The sequence below is a fragment of the Extibacter muris genome (assembly GCF_004345005.1).
Taxonomy (GTDB): domain Bacteria; phylum Bacillota; class Clostridia; order Lachnospirales; family Lachnospiraceae; genus Extibacter; species Extibacter muris.
In genome coordinates, this window is sequence record NZ_SMMX01000003.1 from 209,927 (window position 1) to 233,261 (window position 23,335).

23 protein-coding genes are annotated in these 23,335 nt (G+C 50.4%); 20 read left to right on the forward strand and 3 right to left on the reverse strand.

Annotated features, from left to right (window positions below; translation table 11 throughout):
- Positions 1 to 12 precede the first annotated feature (12 nt).
- The 6 genes from E1963_RS04760 (at position 13) to E1963_RS04785 (ending at position 5,551) form a co-directional block, all read left to right on the forward strand.
- Positions 13 to 765, forward strand: coding sequence for an energy-coupling factor ABC transporter ATP-binding protein (locus tag E1963_RS04760; RefSeq protein WP_132275856.1), 753 nt, complete (start codon positions 13 to 15; stop codon positions 763 to 765).
- A gap of 3 nt (positions 766 to 768) precedes the next feature.
- Entirely contained in the window at positions 769 to 1,533 is a 765-nt protein-coding gene (larB, locus tag E1963_RS04765; protein ID WP_132275858.1) for a nickel pincer cofactor biosynthesis protein LarB, read from the forward strand.
- Entirely contained in the window at positions 1,514 to 2,869 is a 1,356-nt protein-coding gene (gene larC, locus E1963_RS04770) for a nickel pincer cofactor biosynthesis protein LarC (RefSeq protein WP_132276114.1), read from the forward strand. Before larB ends, larC begins: the two co-directional genes overlap by 20 nt.
- Positions 2,853 to 3,698, forward strand: coding sequence for an ATP-dependent sacrificial sulfur transferase LarE (gene larE / locus E1963_RS04775; protein ID WP_132275860.1), 846 nt, complete (start codon positions 2,853 to 2,855; stop codon positions 3,696 to 3,698). Before larC ends, larE begins: the two co-directional genes overlap by 17 nt.
- The gene (locus E1963_RS04780; RefSeq protein ID WP_132275862.1) at positions 3,688 to 4,065 is read left to right on the forward strand and encodes a MerR family transcriptional regulator; all 378 of its coding nucleotides are present in this window, start codon (positions 3,688 to 3,690) and stop codon (positions 4,063 to 4,065) included. The genes larE and E1963_RS04780 overlap by 11 nt, the downstream gene beginning before the upstream one ends.
- Positions 4,066 to 4,273: 208 nt before the next feature.
- Positions 4,274 to 5,551: a bifunctional diguanylate cyclase/phosphodiesterase gene (locus E1963_RS04785; protein ID WP_167482112.1), complete on the forward strand. Its 1,278-nt coding sequence runs from the start codon at positions 4,274 to 4,276 to the stop codon at positions 5,549 to 5,551.
- Here E1963_RS04785 and E1963_RS04790 read toward each other — a convergent pair.
- Positions 5,514 to 6,131, reverse strand: coding sequence for a TetR/AcrR family transcriptional regulator (locus E1963_RS04790; protein WP_132275866.1), 618 nt, complete (start codon positions 6,129 to 6,131; stop codon positions 5,514 to 5,516). The genes E1963_RS04785 and E1963_RS04790 overlap by 38 nt on opposite strands.
- Before the next feature lie 144 nt (positions 6,132 to 6,275).
- Here E1963_RS04790 and E1963_RS04795 point away from each other — a divergent pair, with 144 nt between their 5' ends.
- On the forward strand, positions 6,276 to 7,154 hold the full coding sequence (locus E1963_RS04795) for a DegV family protein (protein ID WP_132275868.1): 879 nt from the start codon (positions 6,276 to 6,278) through the stop codon (positions 7,152 to 7,154).
- Here E1963_RS04795 and E1963_RS04800 read toward each other — a convergent pair.
- Positions 7,143 to 8,036: a helix-turn-helix transcriptional regulator gene (locus E1963_RS04800; RefSeq protein ID WP_132275870.1), complete on the reverse strand. Its 894-nt coding sequence runs from the start codon at positions 8,034 to 8,036 to the stop codon at positions 7,143 to 7,145. The two genes, E1963_RS04795 and E1963_RS04800, sit on opposite strands and share 12 nt — an antisense overlap.
- A gap of 144 nt (positions 8,037 to 8,180) precedes the next feature.
- Between E1963_RS04800 and E1963_RS04805 the strand changes: the two genes are divergently transcribed.
- The 6 genes from E1963_RS04805 to E1963_RS04825 all read left to right on the forward strand — a co-directional run bounded on the left by E1963_RS04805 (position 8,181) and on the right by E1963_RS04825 (position 14,623).
- Positions 8,181 to 9,344: a galactokinase gene (locus E1963_RS04805; RefSeq protein WP_132275872.1), complete on the forward strand. Its 1,164-nt coding sequence runs from the start codon at positions 8,181 to 8,183 to the stop codon at positions 9,342 to 9,344.
- A 49-nt stretch (positions 9,345 to 9,393) separates the two neighbouring features.
- Positions 9,394 to 10,881: a UDP-glucose--hexose-1-phosphate uridylyltransferase gene (gene galT / locus E1963_RS04810; protein WP_132275874.1), complete on the forward strand. Its 1,488-nt coding sequence runs from the start codon at positions 9,394 to 9,396 to the stop codon at positions 10,879 to 10,881.
- Positions 10,882 to 10,935: 54 nt separating this feature from the next.
- Positions 10,936 to 11,139: a hypothetical protein gene (locus E1963_RS19410; RefSeq protein ID WP_145964161.1), complete on the forward strand. Its 204-nt coding sequence runs from the start codon at positions 10,936 to 10,938 to the stop codon at positions 11,137 to 11,139.
- A gap of 691 nt (positions 11,140 to 11,830) precedes the next feature.
- Positions 11,831 to 12,913 carry an MGDG synthase family glycosyltransferase gene (locus E1963_RS04815; RefSeq protein WP_132275876.1) on the forward strand — a complete coding sequence of 361 codons (1,083 nt, stop codon included), beginning with the start codon at positions 11,831 to 11,833 and terminating at the stop codon, positions 12,911 to 12,913.
- Complete coding sequence (locus E1963_RS04820; RefSeq protein WP_243117571.1) at positions 12,862 to 13,596, forward strand: polysaccharide deacetylase family protein; 735 nt, start codon at positions 12,862 to 12,864, stop codon at positions 13,594 to 13,596. The genes E1963_RS04815 and E1963_RS04820 overlap by 52 nt, the downstream gene beginning before the upstream one ends.
- Positions 13,586 to 14,623, forward strand: a complete 1,038-nt coding sequence (locus E1963_RS04825; RefSeq protein WP_243117572.1) for a lysylphosphatidylglycerol synthase transmembrane domain-containing protein — start codon at positions 13,586 to 13,588, stop codon at positions 14,621 to 14,623. Before E1963_RS04820 ends, E1963_RS04825 begins: the two co-directional genes overlap by 11 nt.
- A gap of 245 nt (positions 14,624 to 14,868) precedes the next feature.
- Here E1963_RS04825 and E1963_RS04830 read toward each other — a convergent pair whose 3' ends face one another.
- A complete protein-coding gene (locus E1963_RS04830) occupies positions 14,869 to 15,531 on the reverse strand; it encodes a hypothetical protein (RefSeq protein WP_167482113.1) in 663 nt (220 codons plus the stop codon).
- 169 nt (positions 15,532 to 15,700) lie between these two features.
- Between E1963_RS04830 and E1963_RS04835 the strand changes: the two genes are divergently transcribed.
- The 7 genes from E1963_RS04835 (at position 15,701) to E1963_RS04865 (ending at position 23,309) form a co-directional block, all read left to right on the forward strand.
- A complete protein-coding gene (locus tag E1963_RS04835; protein WP_132275880.1) occupies positions 15,701 to 16,825 on the forward strand; it encodes a DUF362 domain-containing protein in 1,125 nt (374 codons plus the stop codon).
- 109 nt (positions 16,826 to 16,934) lie between these two features.
- Positions 16,935 to 18,347, forward strand: coding sequence for an amidophosphoribosyltransferase (locus tag E1963_RS04840; protein ID WP_132275882.1), 1,413 nt, complete (start codon positions 16,935 to 16,937; stop codon positions 18,345 to 18,347).
- A 331-nt stretch (positions 18,348 to 18,678) separates the two neighbouring features.
- Positions 18,679 to 19,020, forward strand: a complete 342-nt coding sequence (locus tag E1963_RS04845; protein WP_132275884.1) for a sporulation initiation factor Spo0A C-terminal domain-containing protein — start codon at positions 18,679 to 18,681, stop codon at positions 19,018 to 19,020.
- 150 nt (positions 19,021 to 19,170) lie between these two features.
- On the forward strand, positions 19,171 to 20,133 hold the full coding sequence (locus E1963_RS04850) for an ABC transporter ATP-binding protein (protein WP_132275886.1): 963 nt from the start codon (positions 19,171 to 19,173) through the stop codon (positions 20,131 to 20,133).
- Positions 20,117 to 20,983 carry an ABC transporter permease subunit gene (locus E1963_RS04855; protein ID WP_132275888.1) on the forward strand — a complete coding sequence of 289 codons (867 nt, stop codon included), beginning with the start codon at positions 20,117 to 20,119 and terminating at the stop codon, positions 20,981 to 20,983. Before E1963_RS04850 ends, E1963_RS04855 begins: the two co-directional genes overlap by 17 nt.
- Positions 20,984 to 20,992: 9 nt before the next feature.
- On the forward strand, positions 20,993 to 22,387 hold the full coding sequence (locus E1963_RS04860; RefSeq protein WP_132275890.1) for a GldG family protein: 1,395 nt from the start codon (positions 20,993 to 20,995) through the stop codon (positions 22,385 to 22,387).
- Between the two features lie 13 nt (positions 22,388 to 22,400).
- A complete protein-coding gene (locus tag E1963_RS04865) occupies positions 22,401 to 23,309 on the forward strand; it encodes a DUF4340 domain-containing protein (RefSeq protein ID WP_132275892.1) in 909 nt (302 codons plus the stop codon).
- The last annotated feature ends 26 nt before the right edge of the window (positions 23,310 to 23,335 follow it).

Consider the following 23,335-nt stretch of genomic DNA (forward strand, 5'->3'; position numbering starts at 1 on the left):
GAAGGAAGAGATGTGAATAAGATTGTGATAGATGGGCTTACCTTCCGGTATGGGAGCAGGGACAGGGGCCAGTCGGCGCCTGTCCTGAAAGATGCCTCCTTTTCTGTGGAAGACGGTGAATCTGTCGGTATCATCGGCGCGAACGGAGCAGGGAAGTCTACGCTGCTGAAGATACTCGTAGGGCTGCTGCCCGGCTACGGCGGAACGGTACAGGTGTGCGGCATGGATGTGACTAAGGAGAACCTGTCCTCTATACGCAGGAAGGCTGGATATGTGTTCCAGGATTCGGACAGCCAGCTGTTCATGAACACGGTATACGAGGACGTGGCCTTTGCCCCGAGGAATTATGGGATGAGCGAGACAGAAGTGGAAGAGCGGACGCTTGGTGCACTCAGGCAGACCGGCATCGAGGAGCTGAAGGACCGGCATATCTACCGTCTGTCCGGCGGGCAGAAGAAGCTGGCCGCCATCGCTTCGGTACTTTCTATGGGGGCAGAGCTGCTGCTTATGGATGAGCCGTCGGCTGCACTTGACCCGGGGAACCGGAGGAATCTGATACATATATTGAACCGTCTGCCCGGAACGAGGCTGACCGCCTCCCACGATCTGGACTTCATCTATGACACGTGCAAGCGGACTGTCCTTCTGACCGAAGGAGCGGTCATCCGGGACGGAAAGACAGAAGAGATACTGAGAGATGAGGAGCTGCTTGTGGCACACGGGCTGGAACTGCCTCTTTCTTTCCGCTTTATGAAAGGAGTCTGATTGATGGATACGCATGAGATACTGGAGAAGGTCAGGGCGAAAGACATGACGGTGGAGGAGGCGGAAGGCTATTTCCGCCGCAAGCCGTTTGTAGATATGGGCTATGCCAGACTTGACACGCACAGGGAAATACGGTCCGGATTCCCGGAAGTCGTGTTCTGCAGCGGCAAGGCAGATGAACATCTGCTCGATATTTATGAAACGCTGTATAAAGAAAACGGAGAGGTATTCGGGACGAGAGCTTCCGAAGCGCAATACGAGCTTGTAAGAGGGCGTATACCGGAAATTACGTATGATCCGGTCTCCCATATCCTGAAAGCAGAGAAGGAAGGGAAGCGGCGAAGAGGGAAGATTGCAGTCTGTACGGCCGGGACCGCGGATATTCCGGTGGCGGAAGAGGCGGCACAGGCGGCCGAATATTTCGGGGGAAGGGTAGAGCGCATCTATGATGTAGGCGTCAGCGGGCTTCACCGTCTGCTTGCCAGCCTGGAGGCGATACAGAGTGCGAACTGTATCGTAGCGGCAGCGGGGATGGAAGGTGCGCTGGCAAGCGTCATAGGAGGGCTTGTAGATAAGCCGGTAATAGCAGTGCCGACTTCCGTCGGCTACGGGGCCAATTTCAAGGGGCTGTCAGCCCTGTTGACGATGATCAATTCCTGTGCGAACGGAATCGCGGTGGTAAATATAGACAATGGTTACGGCGCCGGTTATATTGCGGCGCAGATCAACAGACTGGGGGTACGGCATGATGAGCAGCCAAACGAGTAAGACATTATATCTGGAATGCTGTTCAGGCATCAGCGGCGACATGACGGTGGCTGCGCTGCTTGATCTCGGAGCAGATGAGGAAGTGTTGGAACAGGTGCTGGAAAGCCTGCCGGTCGGAGGCTTCCGGTCGAAGGTCAGCAGAGTAGAGAAAGCGGGGCTTGACGTCTGCGACTTTGATGTCATCCTGGAGGATGCATATGAGAATCACGACCACGACATGTGCTATCTGCACGGTCATGAACATGTACATGAAGAAACACACGGACATGCACACGGACATGCACGCGGACATGCACGCGGGGAAGGCCACGGACATCTGCACCCGCAGGCGCATGGCCCCGGTGCCGGACTAAGCCATGCACATGTCCGCCGGGGGCTTGAAGAGATCTTGCATATCATCGGCCATGCCCATATGACGGACGGTGCAAAAGCGCTGGCGGAAAAGATATTCCGGATTCTGGCGGATGCAGAGGCGAAGGCACACGGAGTGCCAGCAGATCAGGTACATTTTCATGAGGTCGGGGCTGTAGACTCTATCGTAGATATCATATCTGCTGCCGTATGCCTGGATGATCTTGGCGTCCAGGAGTGCATCGTGCCGGTGCTTTACGAAGGATGCGGCACGATCCGCTGCCAGCACGGTGTGCTCCCCGTACCGGTCCCGGCGGTGGCCAATATCGTGGAGGCATACGGCCTGAAGCTTTGCCTGACACAGAGCCAGGGAGAGTTCGTGACCCCCACGGGAGCAGCCATAGCCGCTGCCGTACGGACATCGGAGAGGCTACCGGCCTCCTTTACGGTCAAGAAGATCGGGATGGGCGCGGGTAAACGTGAGTATGACCGCCCGGGCATCCTGAGGGCGATGCTGATAGAGGAAGCAGGCACATCCAATGATGCGGACTGTATCTGGAAACTGGAGACGAACATAGACGACTGCACCGGAGAAGCGCTCGGATATGTGATGGAGCGGCTCATGGAAGAAGGAGCCAGAGACGTGAACTATACGCCGGTCTATATGAAGAAGAACCGCCCGGCATACCAGCTCAATATCCTATGCACGGAAGAAGATATCACAAAGCTGGAACAGATTGTGTTTGAAGAGACGACAACCATCGGAATACGCAGACAGAGAATGGAGCGCAGCGTGCTTACCAGAACAGTGGAGACCGTCCGGACGAGCATGGGCGAAGCCAGGGTCAAAGTGTGCGCGGTCGGCTCCGGCGTCAGGAAGTATCCGGAGTACGAGAGCGTGGCGGCGCTAAGCAGAGCGTCCGGCAGGTCATACCAGGACGTGTATGCGCTGATTGCGAGGGAGTGTAATGACAGTGGAGAATGAAAAATATATCCGGCTTGAAAAGCTGCTGGAGGAGTGGGCGGATGAAGACGTCATCGTCGCATTTTCCGGCGGCGTGGATTCCGGCCTTCTGCTAAAAGTGGCGTGCGATGCAGCCGCAGGGCGAGGCACAGACGTACACGCCGTAACCGTGATGACAAGGCTGCATCCAAGAAGCGACCTTGCGGCGGCCAAAGAGGTGGCGCAGGAGACGGGAGCAATCCACCACGTGCTGGAGATTGACGAACTTGACGAGGCGGGAATCAGCAACAATCCGGTTGACAGGTGCTACCGCTGCAAAAAGAGCATCTTCCATAAGATAACCGTACTTGCAGAGGAGCTGGGTATCCGCCACATCCTGGAGGGTACGAATGAGGACGATCTCCATGAATACCGTCCCGGGCTCAAGGCGCTGAAGGAGCTGGGCATCTTAAGCCCGCTGGCGCAATGCGGCATAACGAAGCGGGAGGTCAGGGAACTAGCCGCGCATTACGGCGTATCCGTGGCAGAACGCCCGTCGAGCCCGTGCCTGGCGACAAGGTTCCCTTATGGTACGCATATTACCTACGATCGGCTTCGGATGATAGAAGAAGGGGAAGCGCTGATCCGGAAGATGGGCTTTTATAATGTACGTCTTCGGCTTCACGGCAGTATTGCCAGAATCGAAGTCGATGCAGCAGATATACCTGAGCTTGCAAGGCGCAGGGAAGAAGCCGCAGTGCGGCTCAGGCATCTTGGCTTCAGATATATCACAGTGGATCTTGAGGGATTCCGTTCAGGCAGCATGGACGAAGGGCTGCAGAAACAGGGAGGAGAGCATTATGACGATTAAAGAGGTAAGCGAACGTTACGGCCTGTCGGCAGATACGCTGCGCTATTACGAACGAATCGGGCTTATACCGAAGGTGCCCCGCAATAAAAGCGGCGTGAGGGACTATGACGATGCTTCGTGCCAATGGATACAGCTCATCAAGTGCATGCGCAAAGCAGGGGTCCAGATAGAGGCGCTTATCGAATATGTAGCGTTGTTCCGGCAGGGGGATGAAACGATAGACGCCCGAAGAGAGATCCTTGCCGAGCAGAGGAACCGTCTGATCGAGAGGATGGATGATATGCGGGCAGCTCTGGAACGGCTGAACGGCAAGATCGAGCGGTATGACCAGGGGCTGATGAAGGAGGCAGACCTGCCAGAAGCATAGTCCGTCTGATGCAGCCGTCAGATTCCGGCAGAACATGACATATATTGGTTGAACTGCCATTCATTAGTTCATACTGGTCGCTGCTCACGGAATTCATCGCCTGCTGCTTGTTCTCATCCTGTTATTAAGCCTTGCGATATATAAGAAGGGGATTACCCGTTCGCTGAAGATGTTCGGCGCATGTCTAATCCTGTCCGGATGTTCTATCATGCTAAATATGTTGGAGCATGTATACGACCAGTACTGCATCGTGCGAGCCAGGAGGATGCTTACTGCCCTTGTCTGCCTCTATACTGTCCTTATCTTTCTGAATCTGGAGGACGGCGTATTGTTCTGGTTTGACGGACGGGGCGGCTATCACCGGGGCGCTTTGAATGGTGCGGGCTACGCCGTCATGCTGATAGAGATGTTTTTTGTGTATGTCTGTTATTTCAAACACCGCTCCAGCGTGGGCAAGGAGATGAAGCATGCGCTTAAGGTGCTGCCTCCCGTGGTCATTATGCTTGTCGTGATGCAGCTGATGGATCAGAGGCTCCTGCTGAATGGTATTATCGTCGCTTTTGTCGACGTGGTTCTCTTTATCAGCTTTTTCAGCCAGAGAAGGGAGATTGACAGCGTGACCGGGGCCGGGAACAGGGACGCCTTTTTTGCTGAGATTGCGCATCGTATCGCAGGGAAGCAGAAATTTCAGATACTGCTCATAGTCCCGAGGGACTTCGGCGTCATCAACCAGCGTTACGGGCACCAGACCGGCAATGAATACCTCTATGCCATGGCATCATGGCTGGAAGAGGCTTACCCGGTATACTGCCCGGATAAGGGCTGCTGCCATTCCGCGGAAGCGCTCGTCAGGCTCCGGGACGGGGCGGGGGGATTTCTTTCTCCGGATGAGTTTATCCCTGTGGCGGAAGGAATCGGTATCGTGAGCAATATCTTCTGGCAGGTGCTTGGCGAGGTGTGCCGCTTTATAAAACAGAATCCAGATCTTCCGATAGGAACATTCTCCGTGAACATGTCGATGGAACAGTTTGAAGAGCCAGACCTCCCCATTCGGATCCAGAGGCTTCTGGAAGCGTGGGAGATAAGGCCTGATACGATTAAATTTGAGATTACAGAGAGGGTAATATCGGAGGATGCGGAGCATGCAAAGAAGATGATACATCAGCTGGAAGAATACGGATTCCATTTTTATCTGGACGACTTCGGCATCGGGTACTCGAATTTCGCTTCCGTGGCCGAATATCGTTTTGAGTCCATCAAGCTGGACAAAAGCCTTGTAAGCATTATGGAGAAAGCAGATAAGGGCTATGATATCGTACACGGTCTTATCAGGCTTTTCCATGAGATGGGGATGAAAGTGACCGCGGAGGGGGTTGAGACGGCAGAGCAGTCCGGAATGCTTATCGGAATGGGAGTGGACAAGATTCAGGGCTTCTGCTATGCGCATCCTATGCCGGGGGCGGAACTGAAGCACTTTCGCGGCTGACAAGCACGTCCGATCTGAGTATCCCTTTTAGTATTTCTTTGGCCTCGGCCCGTATCTCTTCCACAGTCTCTTTTTCTGAATGACATTCGTTGATGAATCCCAGGATTCCGTAGCAGAGGAATCCTGCGATTTTTTTTGCAGTGTACTTCAGCCGGAAGTTCAGGATGCGTGCCTCTTTGTCTGTGTGCATCTCCACGGTCTCCAGCACATAGTTGTAGAAGGAGAACGCGAGATAAGGGTTCTCTTCCGGGAGGGTATGCCGGAAAAAGTCATAATTGGCGTAGTAAAGCTCCAGTATGACGTCCAGCACATTGCAGTATCCGATTACAAGATCCCTGCGGGGATTGTTTTCCGCCTGCCTGCGTATATAGGTGCCGGTTCCGATACGGATCATATCCTGGAAGATGTCATCTACCAGCGCATACTTGTCGTTATAATGGGAGTAGAAGGTAATTCTGCTCGTATCCGCCCTGCGGCACAGTTCGGTGATGGATACCTGCTCGAACGGCATGTCTGCCAGCATATTTATCAAGGTTCCTTTTAGGTTTTTCTTTGTTTTCCGTACACGTCTGTCTTCCATAATCTTTTTTACAATTTCTCCAATCTGTATAAATAACTGACAGAAGCATATATCTGTAAATTGTCCTTCATTCCTCAGTTTGCTATAATCTTAACACGTGTAATAATAACGGTCAACGTGTTAGTTAGTCAGAAAGGAGAACATATGCCAGGCGTTGCAGTAATGACAGACAGTAACTGCGGGTTGTTGCAGGAAGATGAAAAAAGGTACGGCATCTCGATCATTCCGATGCCGGTTGTTATAGATGGGAATACATATTATGAAGGGGTCGATATAACACAGGAGCAGTTTTATGAGAAGCTGTCCCAGGGAGCGGCTGTTACATCTTCCCAGCCCTCGCCAGGGGATGTGATGGACAGGTGGGACAGGCTGCTGGAAGGATATGATGAGATCGTATACATCCCGATGTCCAGCGGGCTCAGCCATTCTTATGCATGTGCGGCGGCCTTTGCCGGAGAATATGGCGGACGTGTCCATGTCGTGGACAACCATCGGATATCGATTACCCAGGCACAGGCGGCCCTTGATGCCCGCATCCTTGCAGAGCAGGGGAAAAGCGGTGCGGAAATTAAGGGCATCCTTGAGAAGGAAGCTCTGGATGCAAGCATCTATATAGCAGTAGATACCCTTGAATATCTGCGGAAAGGCGGAAGGGTGACGCCGGCAGGAGCGGCGATAGGTACGGTGCTGAATATAAAGCCGGTACTTACGATACAGGGAGGGAAGCTGGATGCATATGCCAAGACGAGGGGAATGAAATCTGCGTTCAAGACGATGTGCAGAGCGCTGAAAAGCGAGATATCAGGACGGTTCCATGACCTGTATGAAGACGGCTGCCTCTGTGCGGGCATCGCAGATACTTACATGGAACGGGAGGACCTGGAGAACTGGAAAGAGGAACTTGCCAGGGCATTTCCTGAGCTGGAAGTGATGCATATACCGCTGACTCTGAGCATCGGCTGCCATATAGGGCCAGGAGGGCTCGGAGTCGGCGTCTACAGGAAGCACCGCTCAGACCGTTGAATCCAGCCGGGCTTTCCTGTACTGTCTAGGTGAACAATGCATGTATCTGCGGAATATCTTCCCGTAATAGCAAGGGTTCGCGAAGCCGCATGCACTTGCGGACCTGGTGACGCTCTCCCCCATCTTCAACAGGGGGAGGCTCTGCTGTATGCGATAGTACAGCACATATTCAAACAATGTCATATGCATGTGCTTCTTGAAGAATCGGCAGCATTCGCTTTTGCATATGCCGACGCTGTGGGCAATGTCTTCAAGCGAGATATTCTCATTATAGTGTCCGTGTATGTAAGAAAGGATATCTTTCAGCCGTTCAAGCGCTTCGGATGTCTGGCGTATGTCTGCAGGCACGGTGCTGTAATAGCTGTAAATATGCTGCCAGATGGAACAGAGCGCGATGTGGACCTGCAGCTCATAATCTGCCGGCGGCATTTTTGACATGTCATAGATATGCTGGACCTGCCGGAGTATCCTTCGCTGCCAGCCAGTCTCGCTGCTGAGCTCAAGGGAAGGCCAGTCCGGGTTGGCGGTGATAAAGTCTACATATTTCGTATGCAGGGAGCTGTTTTCATAGCCATAGATGAATCTCGGGCTGAAAGTGACGGAGAGGTATTCGCAGTCCTGCCCGTCCTTCATGTAACCGGAGTGGAGCACGTTGCTGTTTGCAAAGAGCCCGTTCCCTTCCGTAAGAATATAGCACGTGTCGTTAACGTGATACTCTATCTGTCCTTTCATGATCCATGTCAGTTCGATTTCAGGGTGCCAGTGCCACAAAAAAGAATTCGAATCAAACCGGTTGATGGCTTCCTCGCTTACATGTACAGGGAATCCGTAGTCGCCGTGTTCTTTTATCTCCATCTGATCAGGTCTGGTCTTTAACTGCATATCTCAATATCCTTATAGTTTTTTCGATTATAGTTGTTGTTTTCTCTATCATTACTCATTAAAATTATATAATAAAGGCCAGGATATGGCAACGGGCAATTTGTGCAGGCAGAGATATGCCGATGAGAGAGGACAGGGATGTATATGAAAGAAAGACTGACAGAAAAATTCAGAGAACTGTACGGGAGCGGAGGGGATATCCGGGCGTATTTTGCCCCGGGGCGCGTGAATCTCATAGGAGAGCACACGGATTATAACGGGGGCCACGTATTTCCGTGTGCGCTTACAATCGGGACCTATGGCATCGCAAGAACGAGAGAAGACAGGAAGCTTCGGTTTTATTCCTTGAATTTTGACCAGATGGGAATTGTTGAGACAGGGCTGGATGAGCTAATCCCGAATGAAGTTGCGGGCTGGACGAACTATCCGAAAGGCGTCATGTGGGCATTTGAAAAGCGCGGCTATAAGCTGCCGCATGGACTTGACATACTCATCTACGGGGATATTCCGAACGGTTCAGGCCTTTCTTCTTCCGCATCTCTGGAAGTGCTTACGGGCCTGATGCTGAAGGACATCTATGGAATTGATGTGTCCATGACCGAAGTGGCGCTCATAGGACAGTATTCGGAAAATAATTTTAACGGCTGCAACTGCGGTATCATGGATCAGTTTGCAAGTGCCATGGGGAAAAAGGATAATGCAGTATTCCTGGATACGGAGACGCTCGAATATGAGTATGCGCCGGTGGCGCTGGCGGACGCACATATTGTCATCACGAACAGCAAGGTGAAGCACAGCCTTGTAGATTCTGCCTATAACGACAGAAGGAGAGAAAGTGAAGAAGCGCTCATGGAGCTTCGCAGAGTCATTGACATCAAGACGCTCGGGGATCTGACAGAACATGAATTTGAGGAACATAAGTCCGCGATAGGAAACGAAGTCTGCAGGAGACGGGCAAAGCATGCCGTATATGAAAACCGCAGGACGATACGGGCGGTAGAGGCCCTTAGGAACAATGACATAGAATTGTTCGGCCGTCTGATGAACGCGTCACATATATCGCAGCGGGACGATTATGAGGTGTCCTGTGAGGAGATCGACCTCCTCGTGGAGCTGGCCTGGGAACTGCCGGGCGTCATAGGCTCACGCATCACCGGAGGCGGCTTCGGAGGCTGTACGGTCAGCATCGTAAGAAAGGACACGGTGGATACGTTCATACAGACGATTGGAAAGGCATACAGGGAAAAGACAGGACACGAGGCAGAATTCTATGTGGTAGACATTGGCGACGGAGCACACCGCTTATAACCGCCATGCAAGAAAGAAGCTGTACATATTGGGAAAAGGAGACGGAAAGATGTTATATGAAAATATTAAGAAGCTCGTGGAATATGGGATAGAGACAGGGCTGACACCGGAGTGCGAGCGCAGCTATGCGACGAATCTGCTGCTTGACTTGTTCCGTGAAGATAATTATGAGGACGTAGATTGCAGCCTGTCGGGTATTGTCCTCGAAGATGTGCTGAAGGAACTTCTCGATGAGGCGTTTGCCCGAGGTATCATTGAAGACAGTATCACGTGCCGTGACCTGTTTGACACGAAACTGATGAATTGCCTGCTTCCGCGGCCCGCGCAGGTGCAGGAGACGTTCTGGAAGAAGTATGCCGATTGCCCGCGGGAAGCTACGGACTATTTCTACAGGCTCAGCCAGGACAGCGACTATATACGCACGTACAGGGTGAAAAAGGACATGAAATGGAAAGTGGACTCCCCATACGGCGAGATGGACATAACGATAAACCTGTCCAAACCGGAAAAGGACCCGAAGGCCATCGCGGCGGCGAGAAATGCAGGAGCGTCCGGCTATCCGAAGTGCCTGCTCTGCATGGAGAATGAAGGATATGCAGGCCGCCTGGACCATCCGGCAAGGGAGAACCACCGGATCATTCCGGTCACGGTCAATGGCAGCAGATGGGGGTTCCAATATTCACCGTACGTCTATTACAATGAGCACTGTATCGTGCTGAACGGCGAGCATACGCCGATGAAGATAGAAAAGGATACTTTTGTGAAGCTGTTTGATTTTGTGAAACTGTTTCCACATTACTTTCTCGGTTCCAATGCAGACCTTCCAATCGTAGGAGGCTCTATCTTAAGCCATGACCATTTCCAGGGAGGAAATTATACATTTGCGATGGCCAAGGCCCCGGTGGAGATACCAGTGGAGATTCCGGAATTTGAGGACGTGGAGGCCGGCATCGTCAAATGGCCGCTGTCCGTACTGCGTATCAGAAGCAGAGACGAAATGCGTCTTATCGAGCTGGCGGACCATGTGCTTAAGGTCTGGAGGGGTTATACTGACGAAGAGGCATTTATCCTTGCAGAGTCAGACGGAGAGCCGCACAATACGATTACACCGATTGCCAGAAAGACAGGAGAGGTGTTTGAGCTTGATCTTGCCCTGCGCAATAACATTACGACAGAAGAGCACACCCTTGGCGTATATCACCCCCATGCCCAGTACCACAATATTAAGAAAGAAAATATCGGGCTTATCGAAGTGATGGGCCTTGCCGTCCTTCCTTCCAGGCTGAAAGACGAGATGGAGCTTCTGGCAGAATACATCACAGAAGGCAGGGACATCTCCAGCAACGAGAAGATAGCCAAACATGCGGCCTGGGCGGCGGCCTTCAAAGGCAAGTATGACATCACGAAAGAGAATGTGATGGATATCCTGAAGAAAGAAGTCGGGATAACCTTCACTAAGGTACTTGAAGATGCAGGCGTATATAAATGCACGGAAGAAGGGCGAAAAGCGTTCCTCAGGTTCATCCAGGCGTTATAAATGTGGTGTTAGTGAAGCAGGGCGCCGCTAGGGAGGTATGGGGCATCTGCTGCGATGCGTCCGGGAACTGCGACTATCACACAGATTCCTAAGCCTGTGGAATGTTCGCCGATAGCGGCTCTCACCCCACAAGCCAAGGAATCTGGTGATGATTCTTACGTCCCTCCCGCTTACACCTTCGCATCTGCCCCATACCTCCCCATCGGCTATCTATTTTACTGCCACGGGCGGGAGTGGCTGTGTGGCGTTGCTGGCTGATGGAAGTGCTTTGGTTGTGTTAATATATTGATATAAGGCTAAGCAAGTGGAATTCTTTGATTGGAAGTGAACTTAATGAAGAAGAGCCGGAATCAGGTACGGGGATGTTTATGAGATGACAATCCCTGCCTGATTCCGGCTCTTCTTGCAGCAACGGCGTGTACGCCTCGCTGCAAATGCTTAACAATGACCAATTTGTTCTCTATGCTGCACATAGCGTCAGTTTACAAGGGCACACACGCCTCGCACCGTAGTTTTTTGCTTATTTGCGGCGTTAACGTCAATCGGCGTACGTCCAGTACGCCTCATTCCGTTTCCTTGCAAATAAGCCAAAAGCTTCGGACGAGGTCATAGAGTTTTGAATTGCCATTTTGTGATTATGCCACACAGCCGCTCTCGCCCTTGTCAGTGAAGTAGATAGCGGGCGGGGAGCCGGGTGGGAGATGCACAGGTGCAAGCGGTAGAGGCGGAGAATCCGTCCCGGAATCCTTGGTTTGTGGGAGAGGAGCTGCTATCAGCGACTCTGCCGCAAAGTTAGGAGGCCGTGGACTAGTCGCAGCCTGCTGACGCGGCGTGCAGCCGGATACTTAAGGGAAACTACATCCATTCTTTGCTTTATATTTAGAATTCTATTTAGGAGTTCTTTAGATTTGCAGATTAAGATATAAGTAATCGGAAAGGGGATGGAGAAATGAACGTATTGATATTAAGCGGCCAGTTTGGAATGGGCCATCAGATGGCGGCGAAGGCAATCGGTGAAGAGATTAAGAAGCAGGATAAGGATGCGAAGGTTATGGAGCTGGATCTGCTCACTTATTTTTATCCCTGTGCAAGCCGCTATATATTTAAATTATTCAATATGCTTGTTGAGCGCTGTTATGGGATATATAACATGGTATATAAATTTTCTGGAAAGATAAAGGTTGACATCAAGCCGACAGGAATCACAGCCTACAAAAAGCTGCAGAGGCTGATGGATGAGTATGAACCGGATTTGATTGTTTGTACGCTTCCGCTCTGTGCAAAGTCCATTGCTTCCTATATTGAAAAGACGGGATGCCACATCCCGCTTGTCACCTGCATCACTGACATCAGCATACATCCGGAGTGGATCACTGCGCAGACAGAAGCCTATCTTGTGCCGACGCAGGAGGTGAAGGCAAATCTCGTACAGAGAGGTACGGAACCTGACAATGTGTTTGTGACAGGGATACCAGTCAGGCAGCAGTTTCTAAAAGCAAAAGAAAACAAAAGCGATATGGTGAGGAAGGTGCTGATCATGGGAGGAGGGCTCGGCATCATACCGAATCTGGATGAGCTTATCGACATGCTGCATCACGCCCCAGGCGTATCAGCGGCAATCATAACAGGAAAGAACCGGAAAGCCTATGAAGAGTGGCACGGAAGATACGAAGACATAGAGGTGCTCGGATATACGGAACATATCAGCGCCTATGTAAAAGCGGCAGACCTGGTTATCACGAAAGCAGGAGGGATTACGTTATTTGAACTTATCCACTGTGAAGTACCGCTATTTGTCATCCACCCGTTTCTGGAGCAGGAAGTGAACAATGCAAAATACGCAGAGGAGCATGGAATTGCCAGGGTCATCTGGGATAAGTCTGCGGATTTTACGAATGTATTGAAAGAGTTCCTCTCTGACAGCCGGCAGTGGCGGCAGATGAAAGGCAATATGCACAAGGTGAAGCAGGAGATTATAGAGTGCAGCGTGGAAGAAGCGTTGCAGACTGTGAAAGAAAGGATGATTGCATGATGTGGATACTGGCGGCTGCAGCTTTGCTTATCGTTCTCTGTTACAGCGTGGTTCCATCCTTTTCGCTTAGATATCTGCAGACGTCAAAGAGGAAGAAGGCAGGGAGAGGGAAGGTCCTTTACCTGACTTTTGATGACGGGCCGGGCGGCAAAGACACAGAAGCTCTTCTGGACCTGCTGGATGAATATGGCATCAATGCTTCCTTCTTCACTGTGGCCGGGTTCGCAGAGCAATATCCAGAACTTATCGTGCGGATGAGGGGGGAAGGGCATCTCATAGGGATACATTCGGTGCACCATGATAATGCATTGTTCCGGGGGAATAAGTTTACGTACTCGGATCTGGCGGAATCGATGTTCACATTGAAAAAGCTCGGCTGTGACGTGGCATATTACCGTCCGCCTTGGGGACATCTCAACCTGTTCACGCTCGGCTGGATAAGGAGGCTGAACCTTCGCCTTCTTTTCTGGGATGTCATGGCACATGACTGGTCGGATAAGGAGACGCCGGACACAATCTGTACAAAGCTTATGCACAGGGTATTTCCAGGGGCGGTCATCTGCCTGCATGACGGAAGAGGGGAGGCAGGGGCTCCCGCGAGGACAGTAGAAGCACTGAGGATGGCGATACCGATGCTGCTGGAAAAGGGATATCGATTTAAGAGGGTGGACGATGATGAATAATACGATGACAATTCAGAAGACAGGAAAGCAGATATTCGTATTTCTTTTGTGTCTCTTTCTTCTTATCTTCTGCCTGACGAGAGGGAAGGATGTCGGACAGATAGTAGAGATAGCCGCGTCAGCTTCATTCCCATCTATTGTACTGGGCCTTTTGATGGCCGGAACCTTCCACGTTGCCGAGGGGCTGAATCTTAAGATCCTGCTTCGGGCGATGGGACACTCTGTGTCTTTCGTCCAGGGTATGAAGTACGCTTATACCGGATTCTTTTTCAGTTCGATTACACCATCCTCCACGGGAGGGCAGCCGATGCAGCTGTATATGATGAAGAAGGATAACATAGAGCTGTCCCACGGTTCACTTGCGCTGCTTATGGAACTGGCGGCGTTCCAGTCGGTAGTGTTTCTATTTGAAATTCTGGCGGCCATACTGGTACCCTCCATGGGAATTGAGATGCCGTTAGCAGTAAAGGTTCTTGCCGCAGCCGGACTTTTCATGAATGCAGTCTTCGTGCTGTTCCTGCTCACGGTCATATTCTCACAGAAAATGGGGAAGAAGCTGTCAGGGCTGGCCGGGCGGCTCATACCGAAGCTTCCGTTTGTAAAGGAAGAGAAAAAGCAGGAATGGATTGTAAAGACAGAAGCAGGATTTGAGGAGTTCCACGCGTGTGCCCACATGATGAAACGGCATAAAAAAGTCATTGTTAAGATGCTTCTCATCAGCACGATTCAGATCGTGTGCTGGTTTGGTGTCCCATATATGGTATATCTGGCGCTTGGATACCATGGCGTTGCGTTCCTCCACCTCTTTGCCCTGCAGGTGCTCGTCTACATGACGGGAGCATTGCTTCCGCTTCCGGGAGCGATGGGGGTAAGCGAGTTTGCTTTCATCCATCTCTTCGGCAGCATATACAGCGGCAACTCTATGACGGCAGCCGTACTGCTGAGCCGCGGCATCAGCTTCTACTTCCTGCTTGCATGGAGCGGGCTGATGCTCATGCTGATCTACGCTGTGAAAAAGAGAAGATAATAGGATAGAACAGGAGCTTCCTGCTTTCTTAAGAAAATTTATAAACATTTCCACCTTTCGACACATTCGATTCACAATCATGTAGTATAATAAGCATATCAATTAAAGAAGACGGCGGTTGTACTTATGAAGCAGTATGGCTGCCGGACTTCGCCTAACACAATTATGAAATTCATATTATCTTTTAATATAAGACGGGGAAAGGCTCATGTGCGGATGAGCTTTCCCCGTTGCTTTTGAGTGCATTATTCACCTGATCCCGGTGAGAGCGTTACCTGGAACCTGTCGCCATTGCCGCCGGTCGCGATCTGTGTGAACATAACTCCGTCAAAAGCAGTGATATCGTCAGGAAGGTAATCTGGATTATAAGTGTAGATGTCCAGGAAATACACCCCGGTTGCATGAGCGGGTACGGCTGAGGCAGTCAGGACAATATCATCCGGCTGTCCCTCGATGACAAGGCTGTCCATGAAGACTTGGATTGCCCGGTCTCTCTTGTTTTCAACAGAAAATACGAGCCCCTGCGCGTCTGCTCCTGCATACTTAACATCGATGCTGTCATTGGCGTACATAGGTATGAATGACGAAGTGTCTCCTTCGACATTAGGACTTCCTCCGAGATCATAATCGCAGATATCGATGGTCTCCGCTCCGGTATGATCTACAAACACATTGCCGTATACTGACATCAGCTTATGTTCGGCATAGTCTAATGTACCGTGCAATGGAATAGTCTTCGTCTGACCTGCGTTAACTTCGCACTCGGAGGCGTCTGGTGACAGGAGGAGCATCTTCCTGCGCCTCTTCTTCCGTCTTCTTCTCCTCTTTGTCCGGCTTATCGCTTTCCGCTTTCGGCTGGCTGCTCTTACATCCTGACAGGCACACACATGTGGCAATACATAGTACATACAGAATCATTTTTTTCATCTCTGATAATCCCCCTTTTGTATAGTAATAATATTATACCATAGGAGCCGGGGTGGGAATCAGCGCTTCTTTACATATAATTCAGATTCATGTAAAATGGAAATATCAGACAGGAACAACAGGTCAGATGGGATATAGAAGGAGGAGAACATGGATAAATCAAAAGTATTTTTTACGGACTTCAAAGCCACGGCAAATGAAAACCTGCTACAGAAGCTTAGGCGCCTCTGTATTTCCGCAGGAATGAAAGAGATTGATTTTGAAGATAAGTACGCGGCAATCAAGATACACTTTGGAGAATATGGCAATCTTGCATTCCTGCGTCCGAACTATGCGAAAGTGGTGGCGGATATTGTGAAGGAGCAGGGGGGCAAGCCTTTCCTGACCGACTGCAATACGCTCTATGTCGGCAGCAGAAAGAATGCCCTGGATCACATAGATACGGCATATGCCAACGGATTCTCGCCGTTTTCCACCGGCTGCCATGTCATGATTGCGGATGGGCTGAAAGGCACGGACGAGGCACTCGTACCGATAGACGGCGAATATGTCAAAGAGGCGAAGATAGGTCAGGCAGTCATGGATGCGGATATCTTTATCACGCTCACCCATTTCAAGGGGCATGAGAGCACCGGGTTCGGGGGAGCGCTGAAGAATATCGGCATGGGCTGCGGCTCACGTGCGGGGAAGATGGAGATGCACAATCAGGGAAAGCCGGCCGTGGATCAGGACTACTGTATCGGCTGCAGGGCCTGCCAGAGGATCTGTGCCCACGACGCCCCGGTTATCACGGATGGCAAGGCATACATAGACATGGACAAGTGCGTAGGATGCGGACGCTGTATCGGCGCCTGCCCAAAGGATGCCGTACATCCTACCGAGAGCAATTCCAATGATGTCCTGAACTGCAAGATTGCAGAGTACAGCAAGGCAGTCTGTCAGGGCAGGCCGTGCTTCCATATCTCGCTTATCTGTGACGTGTCGCCAAACTGCGACTGTCATTCGGAGAATGATGTGCCTATCATCCCTAACGTGGGGATGCTGGCTTCCTACGACCCTGTGGCTCTTGATGTCGCCTGCGCCGACTTGTGCAACAGCCAGCCTGTGCTCCAGAACGGCAGTTTGCTGCATGAGAACTGCAAAGGATGCCAGGATACGCCAGGCCATCATGACCATTTCCATATGACGCACCCGGATACGAACTGGAGGACGGGTGTGGCCCATGCCGTGAAGATCGGGCTCGGCCGGGAAGAATACGAGCTGATCGAGATATAAGCTTTCACAGATGTAAGAAAGGCGGTTGCTATTTTTTTAGTGTTCATGCTACACTATAGAAGGTTGAACAGGATTACTGATTTCGTTTACAGAAAAGGAGAATTATATAATGGGTGGTTTTTTTGGCGTGGCATCCAAGACTGATTGTACATTGGAGCTTTTTTATGGTGTGGATTATCATTCCCATCTCGGTACGAGAAGAGGCGGGATGGCGACTTATGGGGAGAACGGATTCAACCGTGCGATACATAACATAGAGAATTCCCCATTCCGTACGAAGTTTGAACGGGATGTGGATGAGATGGAGGGAAACCTCGGAATCGGCTGTATCTCTGATTTTGAACCCCAGCCTCTCCTGATACAGTCTCATCTGGGCAGTTTTGCGATTACGACGGTAGGTAAGATCAACAACCTGGACAGGCTTCTTAAGCTGGTGTACGAGGACGGGCATACGCATTTCCAGGAGATGAGCGGAGGAAAGGTCAATGCAACAGAGCTGATAGCTTCGCTGATCTGCAAAAAATCTTCCATCGTGGAGGGCATCCGGTATGTGCAGGAGATTATAGACGGTTCCATGACACTGCTCCTGATGACAAAGGACGGCCTGTATGCCGCCAGGGACCGTTTTGGAAGAACGCCTCTCGTGGTAGGCCATAAGACGGATGCGTTCTGTGTGTCGTTTGAAAGCTTCGCATATATCAACCTGGGGTATACAGATTACAAAGAGCTGGGACCGGCAGAAATCGTATTTATCACGCCCGAGGGGGTGGAGACGGTAGGGGCGCCCCAGGAGGAGATGAAGATCTGTTCGTTCCTCTGGGTATACTACGGATATCCGACTTCAGCCTACGAAGGGGTCAATGTCGAGGAAATGCGTTACAAATGCGGCAGCATGCTTGCGAAGCGTGACGGAGGGTCTGTCCATCCGGATGTGGTGGCAGGGGTACCGGATTCAGGCATCGCGCACGCAATCGGCTATGCCAATGAATCAGGGATACCGTACGCCAGGCCATTCATCAAATATACGCCTACGTGGCCGAGGTCTTTCATGCCGCAGAACCAGAGCCAGCGCAATCTGATCGCGAGGATGAAGCTCATACCGGTCCAGGCTCTGATAGAGAACAAGAAGCTGCTCCTCATTGATGACTCGATAGTGAGAGGAACGCAGCTTCGCGAGACGACAGAGTTCCTGTACCACAGCGGAGCGAAGGAAGTGCACGTACGTCCTGCATGTCCGCCGCTGTTATATGGCTGTAAATATCTGAACTTTTCTCGTTCAAAGACAGAGATGGAGCTGATTACGAGAAGTGTGATCAAGGATAGGGAAGGAGACGACTGCCCGCAGGAAGTGCTGGATGAATATGCCGATCCATGCAGCTGTAAATATGCAGAGATGGTAGAGGCGATCCGCAGGCAGCAGAACTTTACCACGCTGCGTTACCACAGGCTTGACGACCTGACGGCATCTATCGGTATAGAGCCATGTAAGCTCTGCACTTACTGCTTTGACGGCAAGGAGTAAACTGGAACAGCAGTACAAGCTGTTTAGAGACACCATCCATGCATTTGCAGACACGATGTTGAAAAAAGAATCCCTTTTATATAAGGTAAACGTGATGTCAAATATTGAGAGACGTTTCCTTGAAAGAAGGTAGAATTATAGAAGTGGCACAGACAGGAAAATAATTAAATTTTCCTGTCTTTTTTTGGGATTTTTGAATATAGGGACATAAATACAATGTGACTTATTCTGAGGCCTGAATATTACAATTTGTGACAAATTTTGTCGTGTCAATTTTCTTGATGGGTATATTTACCAGTGATAATATTAGGAAGTAAAGGTGGTGTAGTAAATGTTGCAGTTGCAGGAAAAAATCAAGTACATTTTATATCAGTTGGGGGTGAACAGTACATATTTAGGATATTATTATCTGACACTTGCTATCGCGATAGCAATTGAGGAAGAGGAAAATCTATTATACATATCTAAGAACATCTATCCCAGAATAGCGGAACAATATCATACGTCTATTTCCTGTGTGGAACGTAATATTCGGACAGCTGCTGATGTAATGTTCAGGCACGGGAGTCCACAGCTTCTGGCGGAGATATTCATCGACGGCAAGAACAGGCCGAAGAACTCCAGGCTCATATCATGTCTTGCATTGTATGTGAAAAAACAGTTATCCGAGTAAGTACGGCGATACCGGTGTGCCAGTGGAGCGCTCATGCGTTTCCAGAGCATGCCGGTACTGTTTTTTTCACAGAAAAATCATATATTTACCACATAGATTTCAAGAAGATATCTTACGATAGAGAAAATTTTGTTGCCGGGAGGGAAGACTTTGATAGAAGTGAAAAATCTTGTGAAAAGATATGGAAGGCATCTGGCGGTTGACGGCCTGAGCTTCCAGGTGGAGGAGGGGCAGATATACGGGTTCCTCGGTCCGAACGGGGCCGGGAAATCGACCACTATGAATATCATGACAGGCTACATAGGTGCCACGGAAGGTGAGGTGCTGATCAATGGTCATGACATCCTCAAAGAGCCAGAGGAGGCGAAGAAGCATATCGGCTATCTGCCGGAACAGCCTCCGCTTTATATGGAGATGACGGTCCGGGAATATCTCTGCTTTGCAGGGGAACTAAAGAAGATACCGAAGGATAAATTGGAGGAGCAGATTGCGGAAGTGATGGAGCTGACAAAGCTCGAAGAATCAGAGAACAGGCTTATCCACAACTTGTCCAAGGGCTACAGGCAGAGGGTGGGGCTTGCCCAGGCGATACTTGGCTTTCCGGAGATTATCATACTGGATGAACCGACGGTAGGGCTCGACCCGAAGCAGATTATCGAGATACGGGAGCTGATCCGGAGCCTTGCCAAAAGGCATACGGTAATCCTGAGTTCACATATCCTGGCCGAAATCCGTGAGGTGTGCGATTATATCATGATCATATCGAAAGGGCGGCTCGTGGCGAGCGATACGCCGGATAATCTGGAAAATCTTATGAATAAGACCGCGTACATCCAGATTCAGGTACGGAAACCGGAAGACCGGATACGGAATATTCTCGGAAGCCTGGAGTGTATCGAGACTGCAGAATACAGCGCAGAAGGCGAAGGTGTCATCACCGTGCGGATCCAGGGCAGGGATAAGGAAGACATCAGGGAAAAGCTGTTTCTTGCATTTGCGGAAGAAAGGGTCCCTCTTCAGGAACTGAGGCTTGTCAAATCCACACTTGAAGAAGTGTTCCTTGAACTGACACAGGAAGGGAAGGAGGCCGAGACGGATGAGAGCAATATATAGAAGAGAGCTTAAGTCTTATTTCCACACGATGGTGGGATATGTGTTCATTGCATTTTTGGTAGCGTTTACGGGAGTCTATTTCATGGCATTCAACCTGAATTACGGATATCCGTATTTCTCATATGTGCTGTCCAGCATTCATTTCGTATTCATGATCGCGGTCCCGATTCTTACGATGAGAAGCTTTGCGGAAGACAGGAAGAATAAGACGGACCAGATGCTGCTCACCGCTCCGGTCAGCCTGTGGAAGGTTGTGCTTGGTAAATATCTGGCTATGGTATCCATCTTTGCGGTGCCATGTGTGATATATCTTATATTCCCTCTGATTATCATGACACAGGGAACAGCATATCTTGTGGTGGATTATCTGTCCATCCTTGCATTCTTCCTCATAGGCTGCGTATACATCGCGGTCGGGATGTTCCTTTCGTCGCTGACGGAAAGTCCGATTATCGCGGCCATATCTACCTTCGGCGTACTGCTGCTTTCCTATCTGTGGAGCGGCATCGCAGATTTCCTGCCGGGCAGCGCGGCGGGCAATGCGGCCGGCATCATTATCCTGGCTGCCGTCCTTGTGCTCGGCATCTATCAGATGACGAAGAACTGGCTGATTGCAGCGATGCTTGAGGCAGCCGTGGTCATCACTTGCGTAGTCATAGGGATTGTGAAGGCCTCTCTCCTTGAAGGAGCCCTCTCCAATCTGCTCGGCAGGTTTTCACTGGCAGATGTGCTGACGGGTATCGCATCGAACAGCCTGCTGGATGTGGGCGGCCTGATATTTGATGTGTCCCTGGCAGGCCTATTTATATTTTTGACTATGCAGATGATACAGAAAAGACGCTGGAGTTAGGAGGAACATATGCAGGACAGAATAAAGAGATTATTTCACAGCGCAGCATCCCGTAACGGAAGCTACAGCGTCGGAGCCATCGTGCTTGTAATCGCCATAGTAATCGTAGTGAACCTTATTGCCGGACAGCTGCCGGAGAAAGTGAAACGTATTGATATCAGCGACAACAGGATTTATGAAATATCAGACAAAAGCAAGAAAATACTGAAGAAGCTCGATACGGAAATCACGTTCAAGATATTTGCGGAGAAAGAGAAAACAGATGACAGGATCAAGACATTCATCAATAAATATGCATCCCTTTCGGATAAGATTGCTGTAGAGTGGATAGACCCCGTACTCCACCCGTCCGAACTCTCCGCCAACAATGTGGAATCAGACACGGTCCTCATATCGTGCAAAGATACACAGAAGAGTACGACGGTGGCATTCGGTGATATCATCGTGTCAGATGATTCTTCCTACTATATGACCGGAAGCGTTTCCGAAACCCAGTTCGATGGAGAAGGGCAGTTCACGTCTGCAGTCAAATATGTGACGGACGATGTTGCCAGGAAAGTCTATTATACGACAGGACACGGGGAAGATACCTTTTCTTCTTCTGTCTCAGACCTGCTTGGCAAGAACAATATGGAGGAAGAAGAGCTGAATCTTATCATGACAGGTAAGATACCCGAAGACTGCAGCCTGCTCATACTGAATGGCCCTTCTTCCGACATAACAGAAGAAGAAAAAGAGACGATAACGTCCTACCTTGCCTCTGGCGGCAAAGTGTTCCTGCTGCTCGGAGAAGCCCGGGAAGATACCCCGAATCTGGACGGACTTATGAAGGAATATGGCATGGAACAGGAAAAGGGTTACATTGCTGATATGCAGCGCAGCTATCAGGGGAACTATTATTATATATTCCCGGTGCTGGATGCTTCCTCTGGCTTGACAGAGGGGATGTCATCAGACATGGTAATGCTTGTCAATGCACACGGCATGAATATGTCAGACCCTGTCCGTGATACGATAACCACGACCCCGTTCATGACTACGTCCTCAGATGGATATGCAGTGACGGAGGATAATCAGAAGCAGGGCACGTATACGCTCGGTGCGGTAGCCACAGAGACGGTTGGTGATGAAGAGGCCCGGTTCACCGTGATATCGGCAGGCACGCTTATAGATTCCCAGGTGACAGACGCCTTTTCAACCCTGGAAAATCTGACGCTGTTCTCCAATGCAGTGGCCGCCAATTACGATGATATGGAAAATGTGGCGATAGAGCCAAAGAGCCTGGAAGTGACGTACAATACGATGCAGCACGCGGGCATGATAAGCATTGCAGTCATATTCGGCATCCCGCTCGTGATACTCATATACGGCTTCCTGCGCTGGCTGAAAAGACGGAAAGCTTAGGGAGGCAAAAGAGATGAAGCAGAAAAAGACTATACTTGTACTGGTCGGTATTCTTGCAGTGCTATCTATCCTGTATGCAGGACTTCACCTATACAATAAGAGCCTGGAAAAGAAAGAAGCAAAAGAGGCCGAGAAAGCAAAGGTATATGTCACCAACGAAGAGGATATAGCAGAGATTTCCTATACGGGGACAGAAGAGAATGGGACGATGTCATTTGTCAGGGAGGACGGAGAATGGTACTATGCTCCGGACAGAGAGATACCATTGAACCAGAGCACAGTACAGAATATGGGGGATACGCTTGCGGTGTGCCAGGCCGTACGGGAGCTTGAAGAGCCGGATGACTGGTCTGATTATGGCCTGGTGAATCCGCAGTACACGATTATACTCAGGAATAAAGAAGGAGTGGAAACGACCATCTATATCGGACAGACAGCAGGAGAAGATTATTATGCCGCCGTCAAAGGGAGCGATAAAGTATATACGGTCGACAGCTCGGTCATTTCCTCACTTTCCTTTGATCTCTCACAGTATGTGCAGACAGATACGGTGCCGTCAATCAGCAGCGGTAATCTGAAAAAGGTGGAAGTGACAGAGGGAGGACATACCACCACTTATGATTCGGAAGAGGATATGGCGGAGATGGCAGGAGGATTTGGAGCCCTGTCTCTTAAGACATGCGAAGATTACCACGCAGAAGACGGGGAGCTTAAGAATTATGGCCTCGATGAAGAGACCCGTATCACTGTGACAGCAGTCTATGAGGATTCTGCTACAGGGAAAGAGGAGAAGTATACGATCTATATCGGCGATACAGATGATACAGGGGCCAGCAGGTACGTAGGGACAGACGGATCAAGAATCGTATATCTCGTATCCGCTGATACGGTGAATAATACGTATACGCCGGCCGGACAGTAAAATAGTGCTGCTGCCCTGAAAAAAGT